The sequence below is a fragment of the Microbacterium sp. K36 genome, from assembly GCF_004794355.1.
GTDB classification, from domain to species: Bacteria; Actinomycetota; Actinomycetes; order Actinomycetales; family Microbacteriaceae; genus Microbacterium; species Microbacterium paraoxydans_D.
Genome location: NZ_SSDN01000009.1, coordinates 1 through 14,642, shown reverse-complemented (window position 1 = coordinate 14,642; position 14,642 = coordinate 1). Strand labels below are relative to the sequence as shown.

Here is a 14,642-nt window from a genome sequence, read left to right as displayed (position 1 = left end):
TGCGGCAGCCGCGGCCGCCGCCGCTGCCTCGCGCTTGCGCCGGGCTTCCTCTTCCCGCCGTCGCGCCTCGACGCCCGCCTGGTACCCCGCGACCGTCTTGGTCGTGGTGTCCTTGAGCGCCGCGAGCTGGGCCTTGAGGGTCTCGAGGTTCGCCGCCTGCTCGTCGAGCGCCGCCTGTGCGGCGTCCGCCGCCTGCTGCGCCGCGACCATCTTCTGCTCGGCGACCTGCTGCAGGCGGTCGCGCTCGTCCCGGGCGACGTCGGCCTGAGCGGTCAGCGCCTGGGCGGTGTCGCGTGCCGAAACGGCGTTGTCGTAGGTCGTCTGGTTGTACTCGAGGAACTTGTTCATCGTGCCGAGGCGCGACAGCAGCTCATCGGCGTTGGCACCCGATCCCGCGAAGAACAGCTCCAGGGCGGTGTCGTCGCCGCCGCTGCGGTAGAGCTGGGCGGCGACCTGACCGGCCTTCCTCGCCGTCTCGTCGGCGAGCGCCGACTGCTCATCGGCCTGCGCCTGCAGCGTCTCCGCCTCCGTGATCGCCGCGAAGTACGCCTGCTGGGCCTCGTAGAACTCATCCGACGCGACCTGTGCAGCGGCCTGCGTCTCGGCGACCTTGCGCTCGAGCGACTGGATCAGCCCCTGGATGCGGGTGACCTCGCCGGCCTTGGCCGCCTCGTTGTTCTTCGCCCGCTGGACGTCGTCCCAGCTCGGGTATGACGCGGCGTGCGCGGCGGTGACGCCCGACCCGACGCCAAAGGCCGCGAGCGCGACCACTCCCAGCGCGCCGATCCCGAAGGCGCTGCGGCGGCTGACCGGCTGGCGCCACAGCGCCCCTCGCTCGGCCGCCGTCGGCGCGCAGCCGCACTCCTCGGCCGCCGTCGCCGCGGCCTTCTCCACGTTCCGATCCCGCACAAGGCTCCCTTCGCCCGCTGCTCATCGTCCCCCGCCCTTGGTCCCTATCGGCGACGACGCGCCCTCGGTGAGAAAGATCGCGCCCGCTCCCGACCCCGCGCTAACGACGCGCACTGCACGGCCGACAGTCCCCTCCGACAGCCCAGGACGGGCCGTCTGTTCCCCGCTCTCGGGCGGGGCGAGCTTTTTCCAGGATGGAGCCCATGATCGTCCTCACGCGCCTGAACCGATCCCGGTTCGCGGTGAACCCCGACCTGATCGAACGTGTCCAGGCCACGCCGGACACGACGATCATGATGGTCGACGGCGCGACCTTCGTCGTCACGGAGACGATGGACGACGTGATCGCCCGCATCACCCGCTTCCGCGCCGGTGTCCTCGCGACCGCGGCCGCGCTGGTCGCCGCCGGCACCGAGGACACCCGACCCGGCGCTCCCGTCGCAGGAGGGGTTTCCTGATGGATCCGTCCCTCATCCTCGGGCTCGTCCTCGCGTTCGGCGCCCTGATCGCGATGATCAACCTGGAGGGCGCGACGGTCGGGTCGCTCCTGCTGCCCGCGCCGATGGTGCTCGTCTTCGGCGCCACGATCGCGGTCGGCCTCGCCAGCGGCACGCTGCGCGACGCCCTGCACGCCGTGAAGTCCCTCCCGCGCGCTTTCCGCGGCGAGCGGCGCACCGCCCAGAGCACGATCGACACCGTGGTCGGTTATGCGGAGAAGGCGCGCTCCGAGGGCCTGCTCGCGCTGGAGCAGGGTCTGGACGAGGAGAAGGATCCGTTCCTGCGGCAGGCCCTGCAGAGCATCGCCGACGGCACCGACGCGGAGGATCTGCGGGTGCTCCTCGAGGACGAGCTCACCTCGACCGCCGCCCGGAACCGCACCGCCTCACGCTTCTACATGACCCTCGGCGGATTCGCGCCCACCGTCGGCATCATCGGCACCGTGGTCAGCCTCACCCATGTGCTGGAGAAGCTCGACAAGCCGGACACCCTCGGACCCATGATCGCCGCGGCCTTCGTCGCGACGCTGTGGGGCCTGCTGTCGGCGAACTTCATCTGGCTGCCGATCGGCGGCCGCCTGCAGCGCCTCGGCGAGCTGGAGCTGGAACGCATGACGGTGCTGATGGAGGGCATGCTCGCCGTCCAGGCCGGCGCCGCCCCCGCACACGTCCGCGAACGTCTGAGCGCGCTCGTCTCCGACCGCTCCCCCGGCCGCTCCCGCCGGCGCGAGCAGCCCGCGGAGACGGAGGCGCACGAGGACCTCTTCTCATGAGCGTGCGCACCCGACGCCGTGTCCAGGAGTCCGAGCACAGCGGACCGGACGAGCGCTGGATGGCGTCGTACCTCGACATGGTGACGGTGCTCATGTGCATGTTCATCGTGCTGTTCGCGATGTCGACCGTGGACCAGGAGAAGTTCGAGGCCCTCAGCGCCTCGCTCGCGACGGGTTTCGGGCAGGAGCCGTCGGACGACGTCGACGTGACCAGCGGCGTGGTCGTCCCTCCGGAGCTCATCGACGATGAGGGCGAGGACTTCGCGGACACGGGTCTGGAGGCGGCGGAGCGCGAGTTCGACGAGCTGTCCGCGCTGCGCGAGCGGCTGCGCCAGGTCCTCGCCGAGCGCGGACTGGAGGCCGACGTCACGTTCACCATCGACGAGCGCGGGCTGACGATCGGGCTCGTGAGCGCGGAGACGTTCTTCACCACCAACAGCACCGATCTCAGCCCGGCCGCGACGCAGGTGCTCGACGCCCTGGGGTCCGTCCTCGTCTCCGCCCCGAACGAGATCTCGGTGGAGGGGCACGCCGACGCCCGCGGATCGGTCGCGCCGTTCCCCACCAACTGGGAGCTCTCCGCCGGACGTTCCACCCAGGTGCTGCGCTACCTCGTGGAGGCGGCCGGGTTGCCGCCGGCCCACCTCAAGTCCGTCGGCTTCGGCGACACCCGTCCGGTGGCCGCCGGAAGCACCCCCGAGCAACTCGCGGAGAACCGCCGCGTGGACATCGTCATCCTCTCCGACGCCAGCGAGGAGGTGCGAGCGCTGATCCCGGCCGCGGGTGCCGCGCAGACCTCCCCCTGACCCGCCCCTAACGCACGCCGATCACCGCCCGATAGTCGGGTTCGTGGTGATGGATGACGGCGTGCGCTCGCGAGTGCGCGCGGAGACGGCGACCGCCGACGTCGAGGTCTACGACTTCGGACGCGCGGCGACGCTGTCGCGCGAGCACGCCCGCACCCTGGAGCTCGCGTTCGAGACGTTCGCCCGTCAGTGGTCGGCCCAGCTCAGCGGCAAGATCCACGTGCGCGCGACCATCGCCGTCGAGCACGTCGGCATGCTCACGTACGGCGAGTACGCGCAGTCGCTGCCCACGACGACGACCATGATCGTGTGCGCGCTGCCGGACTCCGACGAGCGTCTGATCGTGCAGGTCCCGATCCCGACCGCGACGTCCTGGATCGTGCAGATGGTCGGCGGCAGGGTCACCACCACCGCCGAGGACCGCACGTTCACGCCGATCGAGCAGGCCCTGATCCGGTCGCTGATCGGCGACGCGATCGATCACCTCACCGGCAGTCTCGACGGTCTGCTGCCCGCGGGCGTGGCCGTCGCCGGCATCCAGTACAGCTCCCAGTTCGCGCAGGTGGCCGCCGCCGGGGAGCCGGTGATCGTGGCCCGGCTGTCGATGCGCCACGGCGGTCGGACGGTGCCGGCGAGCATCATGCTGCCCGCGTCGGTCCTCGCCGGGTTCGCGGTGCGCGCCTCCGACGCCGACCGCACCGAGACCCCAGGGCTGGTGCGCCGGCAGGTGGAGTCGACTCCGGTCGAGATCGCCCTCCGACTGGCGCCGCGGAGCGTACTCCCCCGCGAGGTGCTCGACCTCGCCGTCGGCGACCTGCTGCCCCTGCCGCACGCCGCCGACCGCCCGATGCTCCTCACCGTCGGTGACCAGACCGTCGCGACCGCGGCCGTCGGGAGCGCCGGCGCCCGCCTCGCCTGCGTCGTGACCGCCACCGTCCCCGAAACCGCCCCCGCTCAGGAGTCCGCGTGATCAGCACCACTGCCTACGAGTCCGCCGTCGCCGCCGCGTTCGCGGCGCGACTGCCCACCGCCGCACCGGTCACCGCCCGCGCCTCCCAGGTGTCCGGCGACACCGGCGAGGCGGTCGTGGCGCAGTTCGTGGGCGAGGCGAGCGCCCAGCTCGCCGTGCAGCTCCTCGATGCAGACGTCCTCGTCGACGGCCTCGGGGACCGTCCGCTCACCGACCGGCTGCTGGATGCGCTCGAGGCCGCCGCGACCGCCCTCGGCCCCGGACTTCTCGGCGAGGCCGCGGTCGGCGACGCCTCGGCCGTGTTCGCCGACCCGCAGACCCAGCTCTTCGACCTCGTCGACCACACCGAGCGGACCATCGGCCGGCTCGCGGTCCGGATCACGCATCGACCGGCGCGTCCGACCGGAGCCGACGGCCGCCTGCACCGCATCGCCGGTGTCGAGATGGAGCTCACAGTCGAGATCGGGCGCACCCGGATGGCGGTCCGCGACGTGCTCGACCTCGAGCCCGGTCGCATCGTGGAGCTCGATCGCTCCGCGGGTGCCCCCGCCGACGTCAAGCTCAACGGCCGCACGATCGCGCACGGCGAGGTCGTCGTCGTCGACCAGGACTACGCGGTGCGGATCACCCGCATCCTCGAGAACGTCGAGGCCTGACCCTGGACGACCTCCTGCTCGCGCTGCGGGTCGGGCTGTCGCTCGCCGCCGTCCTCGGGCTGCTCTGGTTCCTGCAGCGCCGGGTCTCGAAGACCCAGGCGCGGCGCCGCGACGCCGAGGCGATCACGGTGCTCGGGCGGCAGGGCATCGGCCCCAAGGCGCAGCTCGTGGTCGTGCAGACCGATGACGCCCGTTACGTGCTCGGGGTCACCGAGCACGGCGTGAGCGTGGTCGACAGGCTGCCCCTGCGGCCGGAGCCCTCCGAGTCCGAAGAGGGGCGCCCGCCGGCCACCCGCACGGCCGACGACGCCGAGTTCGACCGCATCCTCGCCGCCGCCGCGGTCACGAGCACGCCCCCGGTGGTCAGCCCGGCACCGGAGCTCCGCCGCCGCGTGCGGCACCGGAACGACCCGCTCCGCGGTTCCATCCTCTCCCCCGACACCTGGCGGCAGACCGCCGAGGCCCTGCGGCGCGCACGATGACCGCGACCCGTGCCGTCGATCGCGGTCGCGCCTCGCGGCTGCTCGTCCTCGTCGCGGTCGCGATCCTCCTCGCCGTCGTCCTCGTCGCCCTCACCGGCACCGCCGCGCGCGCGGAGGTCACCCCGGACGACGGCGAGGGCGTGACGATCGACATCAACGGCATCGACGGCGGCCCGTCCGGCTCGATCCTCACCCTCCTGGGGATCACACTGCTGTCGGTGGCCCCCGCGCTGCTGCTGATGATGACGTCGTTCACGAAGATCTTCGTCGTGCTCGCCATGACCAGGAACGCCCTGTCCCTCCCGACGATCCCGCCGAACCAGGTGCTCGCGGGCCTGTCGCTGTTCCTCTCGCTGTTCATCATGTGGCCCGTGCTGACCGAGATCAACACGCTCGCCGTGCAGCCGTACATCGACGGCGCGCTCACGTTCACGCAGGCCGTGGACGTCGGGCAGGCTCCGCTGCGCGAGTGGATGCTGCACTACACGCGCGAGGAGGACCTCGCGCTGATGACCAGGATGGCGGGTCAGGACAACCCGGAGGATGCCGCGAGCGTGCCGATGTACACGCTCATCCCCGCGTTCATGATCTCGGAGCTGCGGGCGGCCTTCATCATCGGCTTCGTGATCTTCGTGCCGTTCCTCGTGATCGACCTCGTCGTGGCGGCGGCACTGATGTCGATGGGCATGATGATGCTCCCGCCGGTCATGATCTCGCTCCCGTTCAAGATCCTGCTGTTCATCCTCGTAGACGGGTGGGGGCTCATCATCAAAGCGCTCCTGGAGAGCTACGGAGGTGTGGGATGAGTCCCGAAGCCGTCCTCGACATCGGCGCGCAGGGTCTGCTGATCGCCGCCAAGCTCGCCGCCCCGATGCTGATCACGGCCCTCGTGGTGGGCTTCGCGATCTCGTTGCTGCAGTCCATCACCCAGGTGCAGGAGGTGACCCTGTCGTTCGTGCCGAAGATCGTCGCGGTGGGCATCGCCCTGCTCATCGCGGGGAACTGGATGATCGCCGAGATCATCGCCTTCACGAACGAGATGTTCGCCCGCATCCCGTCGCTGCTGAGCGGATGAGCCCGTGTTCATCCCGATCGACTTCGCGTGGCTGGAGGCCACCCTGCTCGCCGCCGTGCGGATCACGGCGTTCATCATGATCGCCCCGCCGTTCTCGTACGGCGCGATCCCGGTGCGCGTGAAGGCGATGCTCTCGATCGGACTGTCGCTCGCGGTGGGGGCGGCCGTGGCGCCGGGGTACGAGAGCCTCGACACGGGTGCGTTCCTCGGCGCGCTCGTGATCCAGCTCCTCACCGGCGCCCTGCTCGGGTTCCTCGTGCTGCTGTGCTTCTCCGCGGTGCAGGCCGCGGGCAGCCTGATCGACGTGTTCGGCGGATTCCAGCTCGCCCAGGCCTTCGATCCCGCGGCGATGGTCAACGGAGCGCAGTTCACCCGGCTGTTCCACCTCACGGCGCTGACGCTGCTGTTCGCGTCCGGCGGCTACCAGCTCATCCTCGCCGGGCTCGCCCGCAGCTTCGACGCGGTGCCGGTCGACGGCATCTTCCGCGTGGCGGGACCGACCGAGCTGCTCGTGGACGGGGTGTCCCAGATGGTGCTGGCAGCCGTGCAGATCGCGGGCCCGCTGGTCCTCGTGCTCTTCCTCGCCGACGTCGGGCTGGGTCTCATCACGCGTGTGGCGCCGGCGCTCAACGCCTTCGCGATGGGCTTCCCCGTCAAGATCCTCCTCACCCTCCTGCTCGCGGGCGCCGTGTACGTCGCGTTCCCCGGCATCGTCGACGCCCTCGCCACCCAGGCCTTCCGCATGATGCAGGGGGTGACGCCGTGAGCGGATCGGACAGCGGCGAACGCAGCGAGAAGGCCACCGAGAAGCACCTCAGGGAGGCCAGGCAGAAGGGGCGGATCTCCCGCAGCCAGGACCTCACGGCGTGGCTCGGCATCGGCGCCGCCGCCGTCATGATGCCCGCCGCCATCGCCGCGGGGACCGCCGCCGGCACCGAGCAGCTGGTGACCCTCGCCGGGCTCATGCAGGCGCCCTCTCCGGAAGCCGCCCTCGCCGCCCTGGGGCGGGCCCTCGCCTCGGTGCTGCCCACGCTGGGCGCCCTGCTGGCCGCGGTCGCGATCGTGACGCTGTTCGGCGCGGTGGTGCAGGGCGGCGTGCACCTGCGGAAGCTGTCAGGGCGCTACGAGCAGTTCAACCTCGTCTCCGGCGTGCGGCGGGTGTTCGGCCTGCAGGCGCTGTGGGAGGGGGCGAAGGCGCTGCTGAAGACGGCCGCGATCGCCCTCGCCCTGTGGGTCGTCATCTCCGGGCTCATGCCCGTGCTCACGGCGAGCGGCGCGCATTCGGTCTCCCGACTCCTCGGCACCGCAGCGGACGGCACCGCGGCGCTGCTGCAGACCGCCATCGCCGTGGGTCTGGTGCTCGCCGCGATCGACCTCTTCGTGGTGATGCGGCGCAACCGCAAGCACACGCGCATGACCAAGCGCGAGGTGCGCGACGAGAACAAGAACTCCGAGGGCGACCCGCTCATCCGCCAGCAGCGCCGGTCGCGCCAGCTCGCGGTGAGCCGCAACCGCATGATCGCCGCGGTCGCCGGTTCCGACGTCGTGGTCGTCAACCCGACGCACATCGCCATCGCCCTGGAGTACGACCCCGGCACGTCCGCCCCGCGGGTCGTCGCGAAGGGCAGCGGTGTGATCGCCGAGCGGATCCGCGAGAAGGCGCTCGAGTCGGGCGTCCCGCTGGTCCGCGACATCACCCTCGCCCGCGCCCTGCACGCCGCGTGCGAGCTGGGTCAGGAGATCCCCGAAGACCTCTACAACGCCGTGGCACGGGTGCTCGTGTTCGTCGATGCGCTGCGGCGCCGCGGCGCCGCCCGCGGCATCCACTCGCTCCCCTACCGGAGGACCGTATGAAGAAGCTTCTCACCACGCTCGGGGTGCCGATCGGCGTCGTCGGCATCATCATGCTGCTCGTCGTCCCGGTGCCGCCGTTCCTGCTCGACGTGCTGATCATCCTCAACATCATGTTCGCGCTGGTCATCCTGCTGACGTCGATGTTCGTGAAGAAGCCGCTCGACTTCTCGGTGTTCCCCTCGCTGCTGCTCGTCGCGACGCTGTTCCGCCTGGGGCTCAACGTCGCCTCCACGCGCCTCGTCCTCGGCGAGGCGTACGCGGGGCAGGTGATCGAGGCGTTCGGGGCCATCGCGGTGGGCGGCTCGCTCATCATCGGCGCCGTCGTGTTCCTCATCCTCGTCGTCATCCAGTTCGTCGTGGTGACCAAGGGTGCCGAGCGCGTGGCCGAGGTGGGCGCCCGGTTCACGCTCGACGCCATGCCCGGCAAGCAGATGGCCATCGACGCCGATCTCAACGCCGGCCTCATCAGCGACACCGAGGCCAGGGAGCGCCGAGCGGAGGTCGCGGCCGAGTCCGACTTCTACGGCGCGATGGACGGTGCGTCGAAGTTCGTCAAGGGCGACGCGATCGCCGGACTCGTGATCATCATCATCAACCTCGTCGGCGGCATCGCGATCGGACTCGTCCAGCACGGCATGTCGATCGACCAGGCCGTCAGCACCTACAGCCTGCTCACGATCGGCGACGGCCTCGTCACCCAGATCCCCGCCCTGCTCATGGCGGTCTCGACCGGCATGATCGTCACCCGCTCGACCGCCGAGGCCGAGATGGGCACGGCGGCGTCGACGCAGCTCGGCCAGTCCCGCAACGCCCTCATCATCGCGGGGTCCGCGGCCATCGTCATGTCGCTCATCCCGCACATGCCGATGCTCCCCTTCCTGGTGATCGGCGCCCTGCTGCTGCTCATCGCCCAGCGCATCACCGCGACCCGCAGGCGGGAGGAGGCGGAGGCCGCGCAGGCCCCCGCTCCGGTTCCCGCGGACCAGCCGGAGGAGCTCATCGAGCGCATGCGGGTGCATCCCCTGGAGATCCTCCTCGCGCCGGACATCGTGGATCTGGTGACCGGCGGCCCCGACGACCTCCTCGCCAGGGTGAAGGCGCTGCGGCGTCGCATCGCGCTCGACCTGGGCCTGGTCACGCCGCCCGTGCGCACCAGGGACAGCATCGAGCTCCCCCAGGCCACCTACGTCATCCGCATCGCCGGCGTCGAGACCGGGCGGGGCACCGCGCCGACCGGATCGGTGCTGGCTCTCGGACAGGGACTGGACAGCCTGCCGGGGACCGCCGCCCTGGACCCGGTCTTCGGTCTCGAGGGCAAGTGGATCCCGATGGAGATGCGGCACAGCGCGGAGTTCGCCGGGGCCACCGTGATCGACAGGGCGAGCGTCATCATCACGCACCTGTCGAGCGTGATCCAGACGCACGCGGCCCGTCTGCTGAGCCGCGAAGACGTGCGCCAGCTCACCGACGCCCTGAAGCAGGTCTCCCCGTCCGCGGTCGAGGAGCTCACACCCTCGCTGCTGTCGCTCGCGGAGGTGCAGCGCGTGCTGCAGGGGCTGCTCGCCGAACGTGTGCCGATCAACGACCTCAGCCGCATCTACGAGGCGCTCGCGCTGCGTGCCAAGGTCTCGACCGACCCGGAGGGACTGATCGAGGCCGCCCGCGCCGCGCTGGGACCGGCCATCGCCTCCCGCTTCGCGGAGGACGGCACGCTCCGCGTCGTCATGATCGCCCCGTTGCTGGAGCAGGCCATGCTGGAGAGCCTCCGTCCCGGCGACGAGGGCTCGCAGATCGTCTTCGACCCGCCGCGGATGGAAGCGGTGATCGCGTCGGTGAAGCAGGCCGTGGCGGCGCAGACGGACGGCGGCGAACCGGTGCTCGTGTGCGCGCCCTCGCTGCGTCCGGCCGTGCGGCGGCTCGTGTCGGCGCAGACCGACGGCCTCCCCGTCCTCTCCTACACCGAGGCGACGGCCGCATCGCTGACGATCGAGACGATCGGCGTGGTCCGCGACTCCTCCACCGCGTCGCTGGGGGCCGCTCCCTCCGCACCAGTAGGCTGAACGAATGCTGGTGTTGACGAGGCGGATCGGTGAGAGCGTGCGCATCGACGGCGACATCGAGGTCACGCTGCTCGACATCAAGGGCGACAGCGTGCGCATCGGCGTCAAGGCCCCGCGCGAGACCCGCATCCAGCGCACCGAGATCATCGAGGCCGTCGTCGCCGAGAACGTCTCCGCCGCCGCCGACACCGACGCGAGCGCCGCGGACGCGATCACCGCGGCACTCGCGCGAGGGCGCGAGAAGCAGACCCCCTAGGCCCCGCGGGCCGGCGTCGTCGCGGCGCGACGCTCCGCCGCGTTCCGCACGGCGTGCAGGGTCGCCGTCAGCACGGAGCGGTCGCGGCCGGCCGCCCATCCCGAGCGCGCGCCGTCGCGGTACTCGATCAGGGTGAGCGCGTCGCTGTCCGGGCCCGTTCCGATGCTCGTCTGGTGCAGGCTGAGGACCTCGACGGGCAGGCCGATCTCCGTGAGCGCCGTGCCCAGCGCCTCCACCGGACCGACGCCGTCGTGGCGGGTTCGCGTCTCGACGCCGTCGGCATGGAGCGTGATCGTCGTGCATCCTCCCGCGACGTCGGCATCCGCCCGCAGCCTCGCCGGTCTGGTGTCCGCGCTCGCGAGGTAGGCGGCGTCGAAGATGTCCCACACTTCCGCGGCCGTGACCTCGCGTCCCGTCTGCTCGGTGCGCCGCTGGACGTGACGAGCGAGGTCGATCTGCAGGCGCCGCGGCAGCTCGATCCCATAGGCGTCTTCCAGCAGGTACGCGATGCCGCCCTTCCCGGACTGCGAGTTGACGCGGATGACGGCGTCGTAGCTGCGGCCGATGTCCGCCGGGTCGATGGGCAGATACGGCACGCGCCATTCGATGTCGTCCTCGGGGCGGCCCTCCTCCGCGGCACGGGCGCGATGCTCCGCGAATCCCTTCCGGATGGCGTCCTGATGCGTGCCCGAGAAGGCGGTGTGCACGAGGTCGCCGGCATACGGGTGCCGCGCATGGATGTCGATGCCGTTGCAGTGCGCGACGGTCCGGCGGATCTCGTCGATGTCGGAGAAGTCGATCATCGGATCGACGCCCTGCGCGTGGAGGTTGAGGGCGAGGGTCACGAGGTCGACGTTGCCGGTGCGCTCCCCGTTGCCGAAGAGGCACCCCTCGACCCGCTGCGCGCCGGCGAGGACGGCGAGTTCCGCGCAGGCGACGCCGGTACCGCGGTCGTTGTGCGGATGCACGGAGAGGATGACCCCGTCGCGACGCCCGAGGTTGCGGTGCATGTACTCGATCTGGTCCGCGTAGACGTTCGGGGTCGCGACTTCCACGGTCGCGGGCAGGTTCAGGATCACGGGACGCTCGGGTGTCGCGTCCCACAGGGTCGTCATCGCCCCGCACACGTCGAGGACGAAGTCGGGCTCGGTGAGGGTGAACACCTCGGGGGAGAACTCGAAGCGGACGTTGTCGAGGTCTCCCGCGAAGCGGAGCACGTCCTGGCCGCCGGCGAGGATCAGCGCCCTCAGCCCCTCCCTGTCCTTGCCGAGGACGACATCGCGCCACGTCGGCGCCGTGGCGGTGTACATGTGGATGACGACGGGGTTCCGGATGCCTCGCACGGACTCGACGGTCCGCTCGATCAAGTCACGCCGCGCAGGCGTGAACACCACGATCGTCACGTCGGCCGGAGCGAGATCGGTCTCGGCGAGGAGCCGGACGAAGTCGTAGTCCGTCTGGGAGGCCGAGGGATATCCGACCTCGATCTCCTTGTAGCCCATCGCGACCATGAGCTCGAAGAACCGCCGCTTGCGGCTCGGGTCCATCGGCTCCGCCAACGCCTGGTTCCCGTCGCGGAGATCCACCGGGACCCAGAGGGGTGCCTGCGTCAGTCGTGCGCTCGGCCAGGTTCGCGTCTGCACCGGTACGGCGACGCGGGAGTACACGTCGCGATAGCGATGCGAGGGCATCTGCGAAGGCCGCTGCGTGTTCCAGTGCGGAGCGTCGTCGGGGACGGCGCCAGAGGGCGTGGAGAGGGTCGGGAAAGCGCGGGACGGGGTCATGGTCTGGTTCCTGTTCGGATCGCGGGGAAGGCGACCGGCGCGTGCTGCGGCTCCACGACGGGGAGCCGGTCTGATCAGACCCCGTCGTGGCGGCGAAGGAGGAGGAACCCGCATGTGCGCATAGGGGAAACCTAGCACAACTCCTCAGACAAGCAGAGCAGTTGATTCACCTGCGAGAATGAACCCATGACGACCGTGCGCCGCGAGTCCCTCGCCGAACAGGCCGCCGAGCTGCTCCTGGCCCGGATCGGAGCCGGCGAATGGACGATCGGCGGGAAGCTGCCCGGCGAGACCACACTCGCTCCGCAACTCGGCGTGGGTCGCTCGACGGCCCGCGAGGCGATCCGCATCCTGGCCGGGCGCGGCGTGCTCGCCACCCGCCAGGGCGCGGGCGTCTTCGTCACGGCCGTCGAGCCCGCCCCGACCTGGGATGCCGTCCTCGACCGCGCCGACATCATCGCGGTCCTCGAGGCCCGCACCGCGATCGAGGTTGAGGCCGCGGTGCTCGCTGCGGAGCGCCGGACCCCGGCCGACCTCGACGAGCTGACGCGCACGCTCGCCGAACGCGACCGTCGGCGCACGGACATCCGCGCGCACGTCGAGGCGGACATGGCGTTCCACCGTGCCGTCGTCGTCGCCTCCGGCAATCCCGTGCTGCGAGAACTTTTCGACGGCTTCGCTCCACGCTCGCTGCAGGCCATGATCGACATGCTGCGCATCCGCGGGCATCACGGCGACGCCGCCGACCAGGACGCGCACGCGCGTATCGGCGATGCGATCGCCGCGCGCGACCCCCGGACAGCCGGCGCTCTGACCCGCGAGCACCTCGACACGGTGAAGAGGCTGTTCGGCTGACGCCGGAACGCGAGCTCAGACGGCGGTCAGGTCCGACTCCTGTGCCCGCTTCCATTGATCGCCGCCAGCGTCGCGCGCCCGATCCGCGGCAGAGGCCGCCGCTGCGACGAGGGTGCCGTAGTCGTACCCAGCGACGGACGCCGTCGCCCAGCCGATGCTCGCGGAGGAGCGGATGCCGGTCGCCGGCGCGTCCAGGTCGATGATCGACACCGACGTCAGGATCGCCCGCAGGTGGAACCGCACCGCCTCGTCGCTGCCGTGGATGATGACGATCGCACGGTCGTCGGCGACCCTTTCCGCATCGGCCGTCGCCGGCAGCGCATCGCAGATGCCCGCGTGGAACCGGTCGGCGATGCGACGGAAGTCCGCGCTGCTCGACGCCTCACGGAGATCGGTGGGGTCGTCCAGGCGGATGTCGAGGATCGACCAGGCGGGGTCCTTCTGCGCTGCCGCCTTGCGCAGGCGCTCCCTGGCACGGTCCGCGGCACCGTCGGCCCCCGGCGCCGGGCCCTCCACCCGCACGAGGAGCACGAGGGTGAACGCCGCGCACGTGCTCACGACGATCGTCCCCAGGGCGTTCACTCCGCGGAGCGCACTGAGCTGCTCCTCCGTGCTCACGCCTCCGGAGACGAGGGCGGACCCGGCACTGACGATGGCGACCACGACGAAGCCGCACGCGGCGAGCGCGAGCGGCAGCACGACGTCCCGCGACGCCGGCTGTCCTCGGAGCAGCTCCCAGGCGAGCAGACCGGCGAAGACCGCCATCGCCAGGAAGACGACGTGGAAGACCGGCAGATACCAGCGGGTGCCCGCGGTGAGGATCAGCGCGGTGGGCACCCCGACGAGCGCGAGGACGACCGGCGTCCAGGGCGCTGACCGTCCGAAGTGCATCCGCACGCCGATCCATACGAGCGGCACGAAGGAGACGACGATCGCAGAGGCGGCCGCGCGCAGCACGGGGCTGCCCGTGTGGTGCCCCGCCAACCACAGGTAGGCGCCGAGCATCCCGATGCCGAAGGCGACGCCCCACACGATGGTCGCCCTGCTCGGCCGGGCCAGGGTGGCGAGACCGACGACGATCGCGGTGAGCACGGTCACCACCGCCACCATGCTCGTGGTGACGTCGACGCTGACGGGCACGAGCGGTGTCATGCGGAGACCTCTTTCGTTCGTCGGGGAAAGCGGACGGTGACGGTGGTGCCGACGTCCACCTCGCTCGCCACGAGGATGACGCCGCCGTGCGCGATCACGATGTCCCGCGCGATGCCCATGCCGAGTCCGGTGCCCGCGATGCCGCCGCGCACGGCGCTGTCGGCCCGGAAGTAGGGTTCGAACAGCCGCGGCAGCTCCTCCTCGGCGATGCCGATCCCCGTGTCGGCGACCGTGACCTCGGCGTGCACGTCCGACTCCGCCAGCCGCACGGTGATGCGCCCGCCCCCTGGCGTGTACTTGACGGCGTTGCCCAGGAGGTTGTCCAGCACCTGCCGCAGTCGGAACGCGTCTCCCGTGATCACCATGCGGTCGGCGCCGTCGAGCACGAGCTCCTGCCGCGCGGCGCCCATCAGCGGCGCGAACGAGGCGGCCGACTCCTCGACGACCACGCGCAGGTCCACCGGCTCGAAAGGGTCGGGCGAGACCCGCCCCGTCTGGGCCTGCATGCTCGTG

General features: G+C 71.2%; 17 protein-coding genes. 13 read left to right on the top strand and 4 right to left on the bottom strand.

Annotation, left to right across the window (positions count from 1 at the left end; all coding sequences use genetic code 11):
* On the bottom strand, nt 1-894 hold an 894-nt coding region (locus DW296_RS00285; RefSeq protein ID WP_446724119.1), incomplete at its 3' end, for a coiled-coil domain-containing protein.
* A gap of 218 nt (nt 895-1,112) precedes the next feature.
* Between DW296_RS00285 and DW296_RS00280 the strand changes: the two genes are divergently transcribed.
* From DW296_RS00280 to csrA, 12 genes are read left to right on the top strand one after another with little or no spacing between them, the layout of a single operon-like run.
* A complete protein-coding gene (locus DW296_RS00280) occupies nt 1,113-1,367 on the top strand; it encodes a flagellar FlbD family protein (RefSeq protein WP_136050602.1) in 255 nt (84 codons plus the stop codon).
* Nucleotides 1,367-2,179: a motility protein A gene (locus tag DW296_RS00275; RefSeq protein ID WP_071327503.1), complete on the top strand. Its 813-nt coding sequence runs from the start codon at nt 1,367-1,369 to the stop codon at nt 2,177-2,179. The genes DW296_RS00280 and DW296_RS00275 overlap by 1 nt, the downstream gene beginning before the upstream one ends.
* Complete coding sequence (locus tag DW296_RS00270; RefSeq protein ID WP_136050601.1) at nt 2,176-2,985, top strand: flagellar motor protein MotB; 810 nt, start codon at nt 2,176-2,178, stop codon at nt 2,983-2,985. Before DW296_RS00275 ends, DW296_RS00270 begins: the two co-directional genes overlap by 4 nt.
* A 49-nt stretch (nt 2,986-3,034) precedes the next feature.
* Nucleotides 3,035-3,955, top strand: a complete 921-nt coding sequence (locus DW296_RS00265; protein ID WP_240742938.1) for a flagellar motor switch protein FliM — start codon at nt 3,035-3,037, stop codon at nt 3,953-3,955.
* On the top strand, nt 3,952-4,611 hold the full coding sequence (fliN, locus tag DW296_RS00260) for a flagellar motor switch protein FliN (RefSeq protein ID WP_060922126.1): 660 nt from the start codon (nt 3,952-3,954) through the stop codon (nt 4,609-4,611). The genes DW296_RS00265 and fliN overlap by 4 nt, the downstream gene beginning before the upstream one ends.
* Nucleotides 4,608-5,093, top strand: a complete 486-nt coding sequence (locus DW296_RS00255) for a FliO/MopB family protein (protein WP_342588941.1) — start codon at nt 4,608-4,610, stop codon at nt 5,091-5,093. Before fliN ends, DW296_RS00255 begins: the two co-directional genes overlap by 4 nt.
* A complete protein-coding gene (gene fliP / locus DW296_RS00250) occupies nt 5,090-5,899 on the top strand; it encodes a flagellar type III secretion system pore protein FliP (RefSeq protein WP_136050598.1) in 810 nt (269 codons plus the stop codon). Before DW296_RS00255 ends, fliP begins: the two co-directional genes overlap by 4 nt.
* Nucleotides 5,896-6,168, top strand: coding sequence for a flagellar biosynthesis protein FliQ (gene fliQ, locus DW296_RS00245; protein ID WP_025104366.1), 273 nt, complete (start codon nt 5,896-5,898; stop codon nt 6,166-6,168). Before fliP ends, fliQ begins: the two co-directional genes overlap by 4 nt.
* 4 nt (nt 6,169-6,172) lie before the next feature.
* Nucleotides 6,173-6,934: a flagellar biosynthetic protein FliR gene (locus tag DW296_RS00240; RefSeq protein WP_060922129.1), complete on the top strand. Its 762-nt coding sequence runs from the start codon at nt 6,173-6,175 to the stop codon at nt 6,932-6,934.
* Complete coding sequence (locus DW296_RS00235) at nt 6,931-8,022, top strand: EscU/YscU/HrcU family type III secretion system export apparatus switch protein (RefSeq protein WP_060922130.1); 1,092 nt, start codon at nt 6,931-6,933, stop codon at nt 8,020-8,022. Before DW296_RS00240 ends, DW296_RS00235 begins: the two co-directional genes overlap by 4 nt.
* Entirely contained in the window at nt 8,019-10,082 is a 2,064-nt protein-coding gene (locus tag DW296_RS00230; RefSeq protein ID WP_136050597.1) for a flagellar biosynthesis protein FlhA, read from the top strand. The genes DW296_RS00235 and DW296_RS00230 overlap by 4 nt, the downstream gene beginning before the upstream one ends.
* Nucleotides 10,083-10,086: 4 nt before the next feature.
* Nucleotides 10,087-10,338 (top strand): carbon storage regulator CsrA, encoded by a 252-nt coding sequence (gene csrA, locus DW296_RS16690; protein ID WP_136050596.1) that lies wholly within the window; start codon nt 10,087-10,089, stop codon nt 10,336-10,338.
* Here the strand turns inward: csrA and DW296_RS00220 are convergent.
* Nucleotides 10,335-12,122 (bottom strand): 2-isopropylmalate synthase, encoded by a 1,788-nt coding sequence (locus DW296_RS00220; protein ID WP_136050595.1) that lies wholly within the window; start codon nt 12,120-12,122, stop codon nt 10,335-10,337. The genes csrA and DW296_RS00220 overlap by 4 nt on opposite strands.
* A gap of 186 nt (nt 12,123-12,308) precedes the next feature.
* On the opposite strand from DW296_RS00220, the gene DW296_RS00215 reads away from it, so the two are divergent.
* Complete coding sequence (locus DW296_RS00215; protein ID WP_136050594.1) at nt 12,309-12,977, top strand: FadR/GntR family transcriptional regulator; 669 nt, start codon at nt 12,309-12,311, stop codon at nt 12,975-12,977.
* Between the two features lie 15 nt (nt 12,978-12,992).
* Here the strand turns inward: DW296_RS00215 and DW296_RS00210 are convergent, their stop codons facing one another.
* Nucleotides 12,993-14,129 carry a hypothetical protein gene (locus DW296_RS00210; protein ID WP_136050593.1) on the bottom strand — a complete coding sequence of 379 codons (1,137 nt, stop codon included), beginning with the start codon at nt 14,127-14,129 and terminating at the stop codon, nt 12,993-12,995.
* A partial coding sequence (locus DW296_RS00205) for a sensor histidine kinase (RefSeq protein ID WP_136050592.1) occupies nt 14,126-14,642 on the bottom strand: 517 nt, incomplete at its 5' end. The genes DW296_RS00205 and DW296_RS00210, both read right to left, overlap by 4 nt.

What these genes read in the sequence shown, in the direction of transcription:
- DW296_RS00265 (WP_240742938.1), top strand. Translation starts at nt 3,035, where the DNA reads ATGGATGACGGCGTGCGCTCGCGAGTGCGCGCGGAGACGGCGACCGCC.
- DW296_RS00215 (WP_136050594.1), top strand. Translation starts at nt 12,309, where the DNA reads ATGACGACCGTGCGCCGCGAGTCCCTCGCCGAACAGGCCGCCGAGCTG.
- DW296_RS00270 (WP_136050601.1), top strand. Translation starts at nt 2,176, where the DNA reads ATGAGCGTGCGCACCCGACGCCGTGTCCAGGAGTCCGAGCACAGCGGA.
- fliP (WP_136050598.1), top strand. Translation starts at nt 5,090, where the DNA reads ATGACCGCGACCCGTGCCGTCGATCGCGGTCGCGCCTCGCGGCTGCTC.
- DW296_RS00230 (WP_136050597.1), top strand. Translation starts at nt 8,019, where the DNA reads ATGAAGAAGCTTCTCACCACGCTCGGGGTGCCGATCGGCGTCGTCGGC.
- DW296_RS00280 (WP_136050602.1), top strand. Translation starts at nt 1,113, where the DNA reads ATGATCGTCCTCACGCGCCTGAACCGATCCCGGTTCGCGGTGAACCCC.
- fliQ (WP_025104366.1), top strand. Translation starts at nt 5,896, where the DNA reads ATGAGTCCCGAAGCCGTCCTCGACATCGGCGCGCAGGGTCTGCTGATC.
- DW296_RS00275 (WP_071327503.1), top strand. Translation starts at nt 1,367, where the DNA reads ATGGATCCGTCCCTCATCCTCGGGCTCGTCCTCGCGTTCGGCGCCCTG.
- DW296_RS00210 (WP_136050593.1), bottom strand. Translation starts at nt 14,129, where the DNA reads ATGACACCGCTCGTGCCCGTCAGCGTCGACGTCACCACGAGCATGGTG.
- csrA (WP_136050596.1), top strand. Translation starts at nt 10,087, where the DNA reads ATGCTGGTGTTGACGAGGCGGATCGGTGAGAGCGTGCGCATCGACGGC.
- DW296_RS00220 (WP_136050595.1), bottom strand. Translation starts at nt 12,122, where the DNA reads ATGACCCCGTCCCGCGCTTTCCCGACCCTCTCCACGCCCTCTGGCGCC.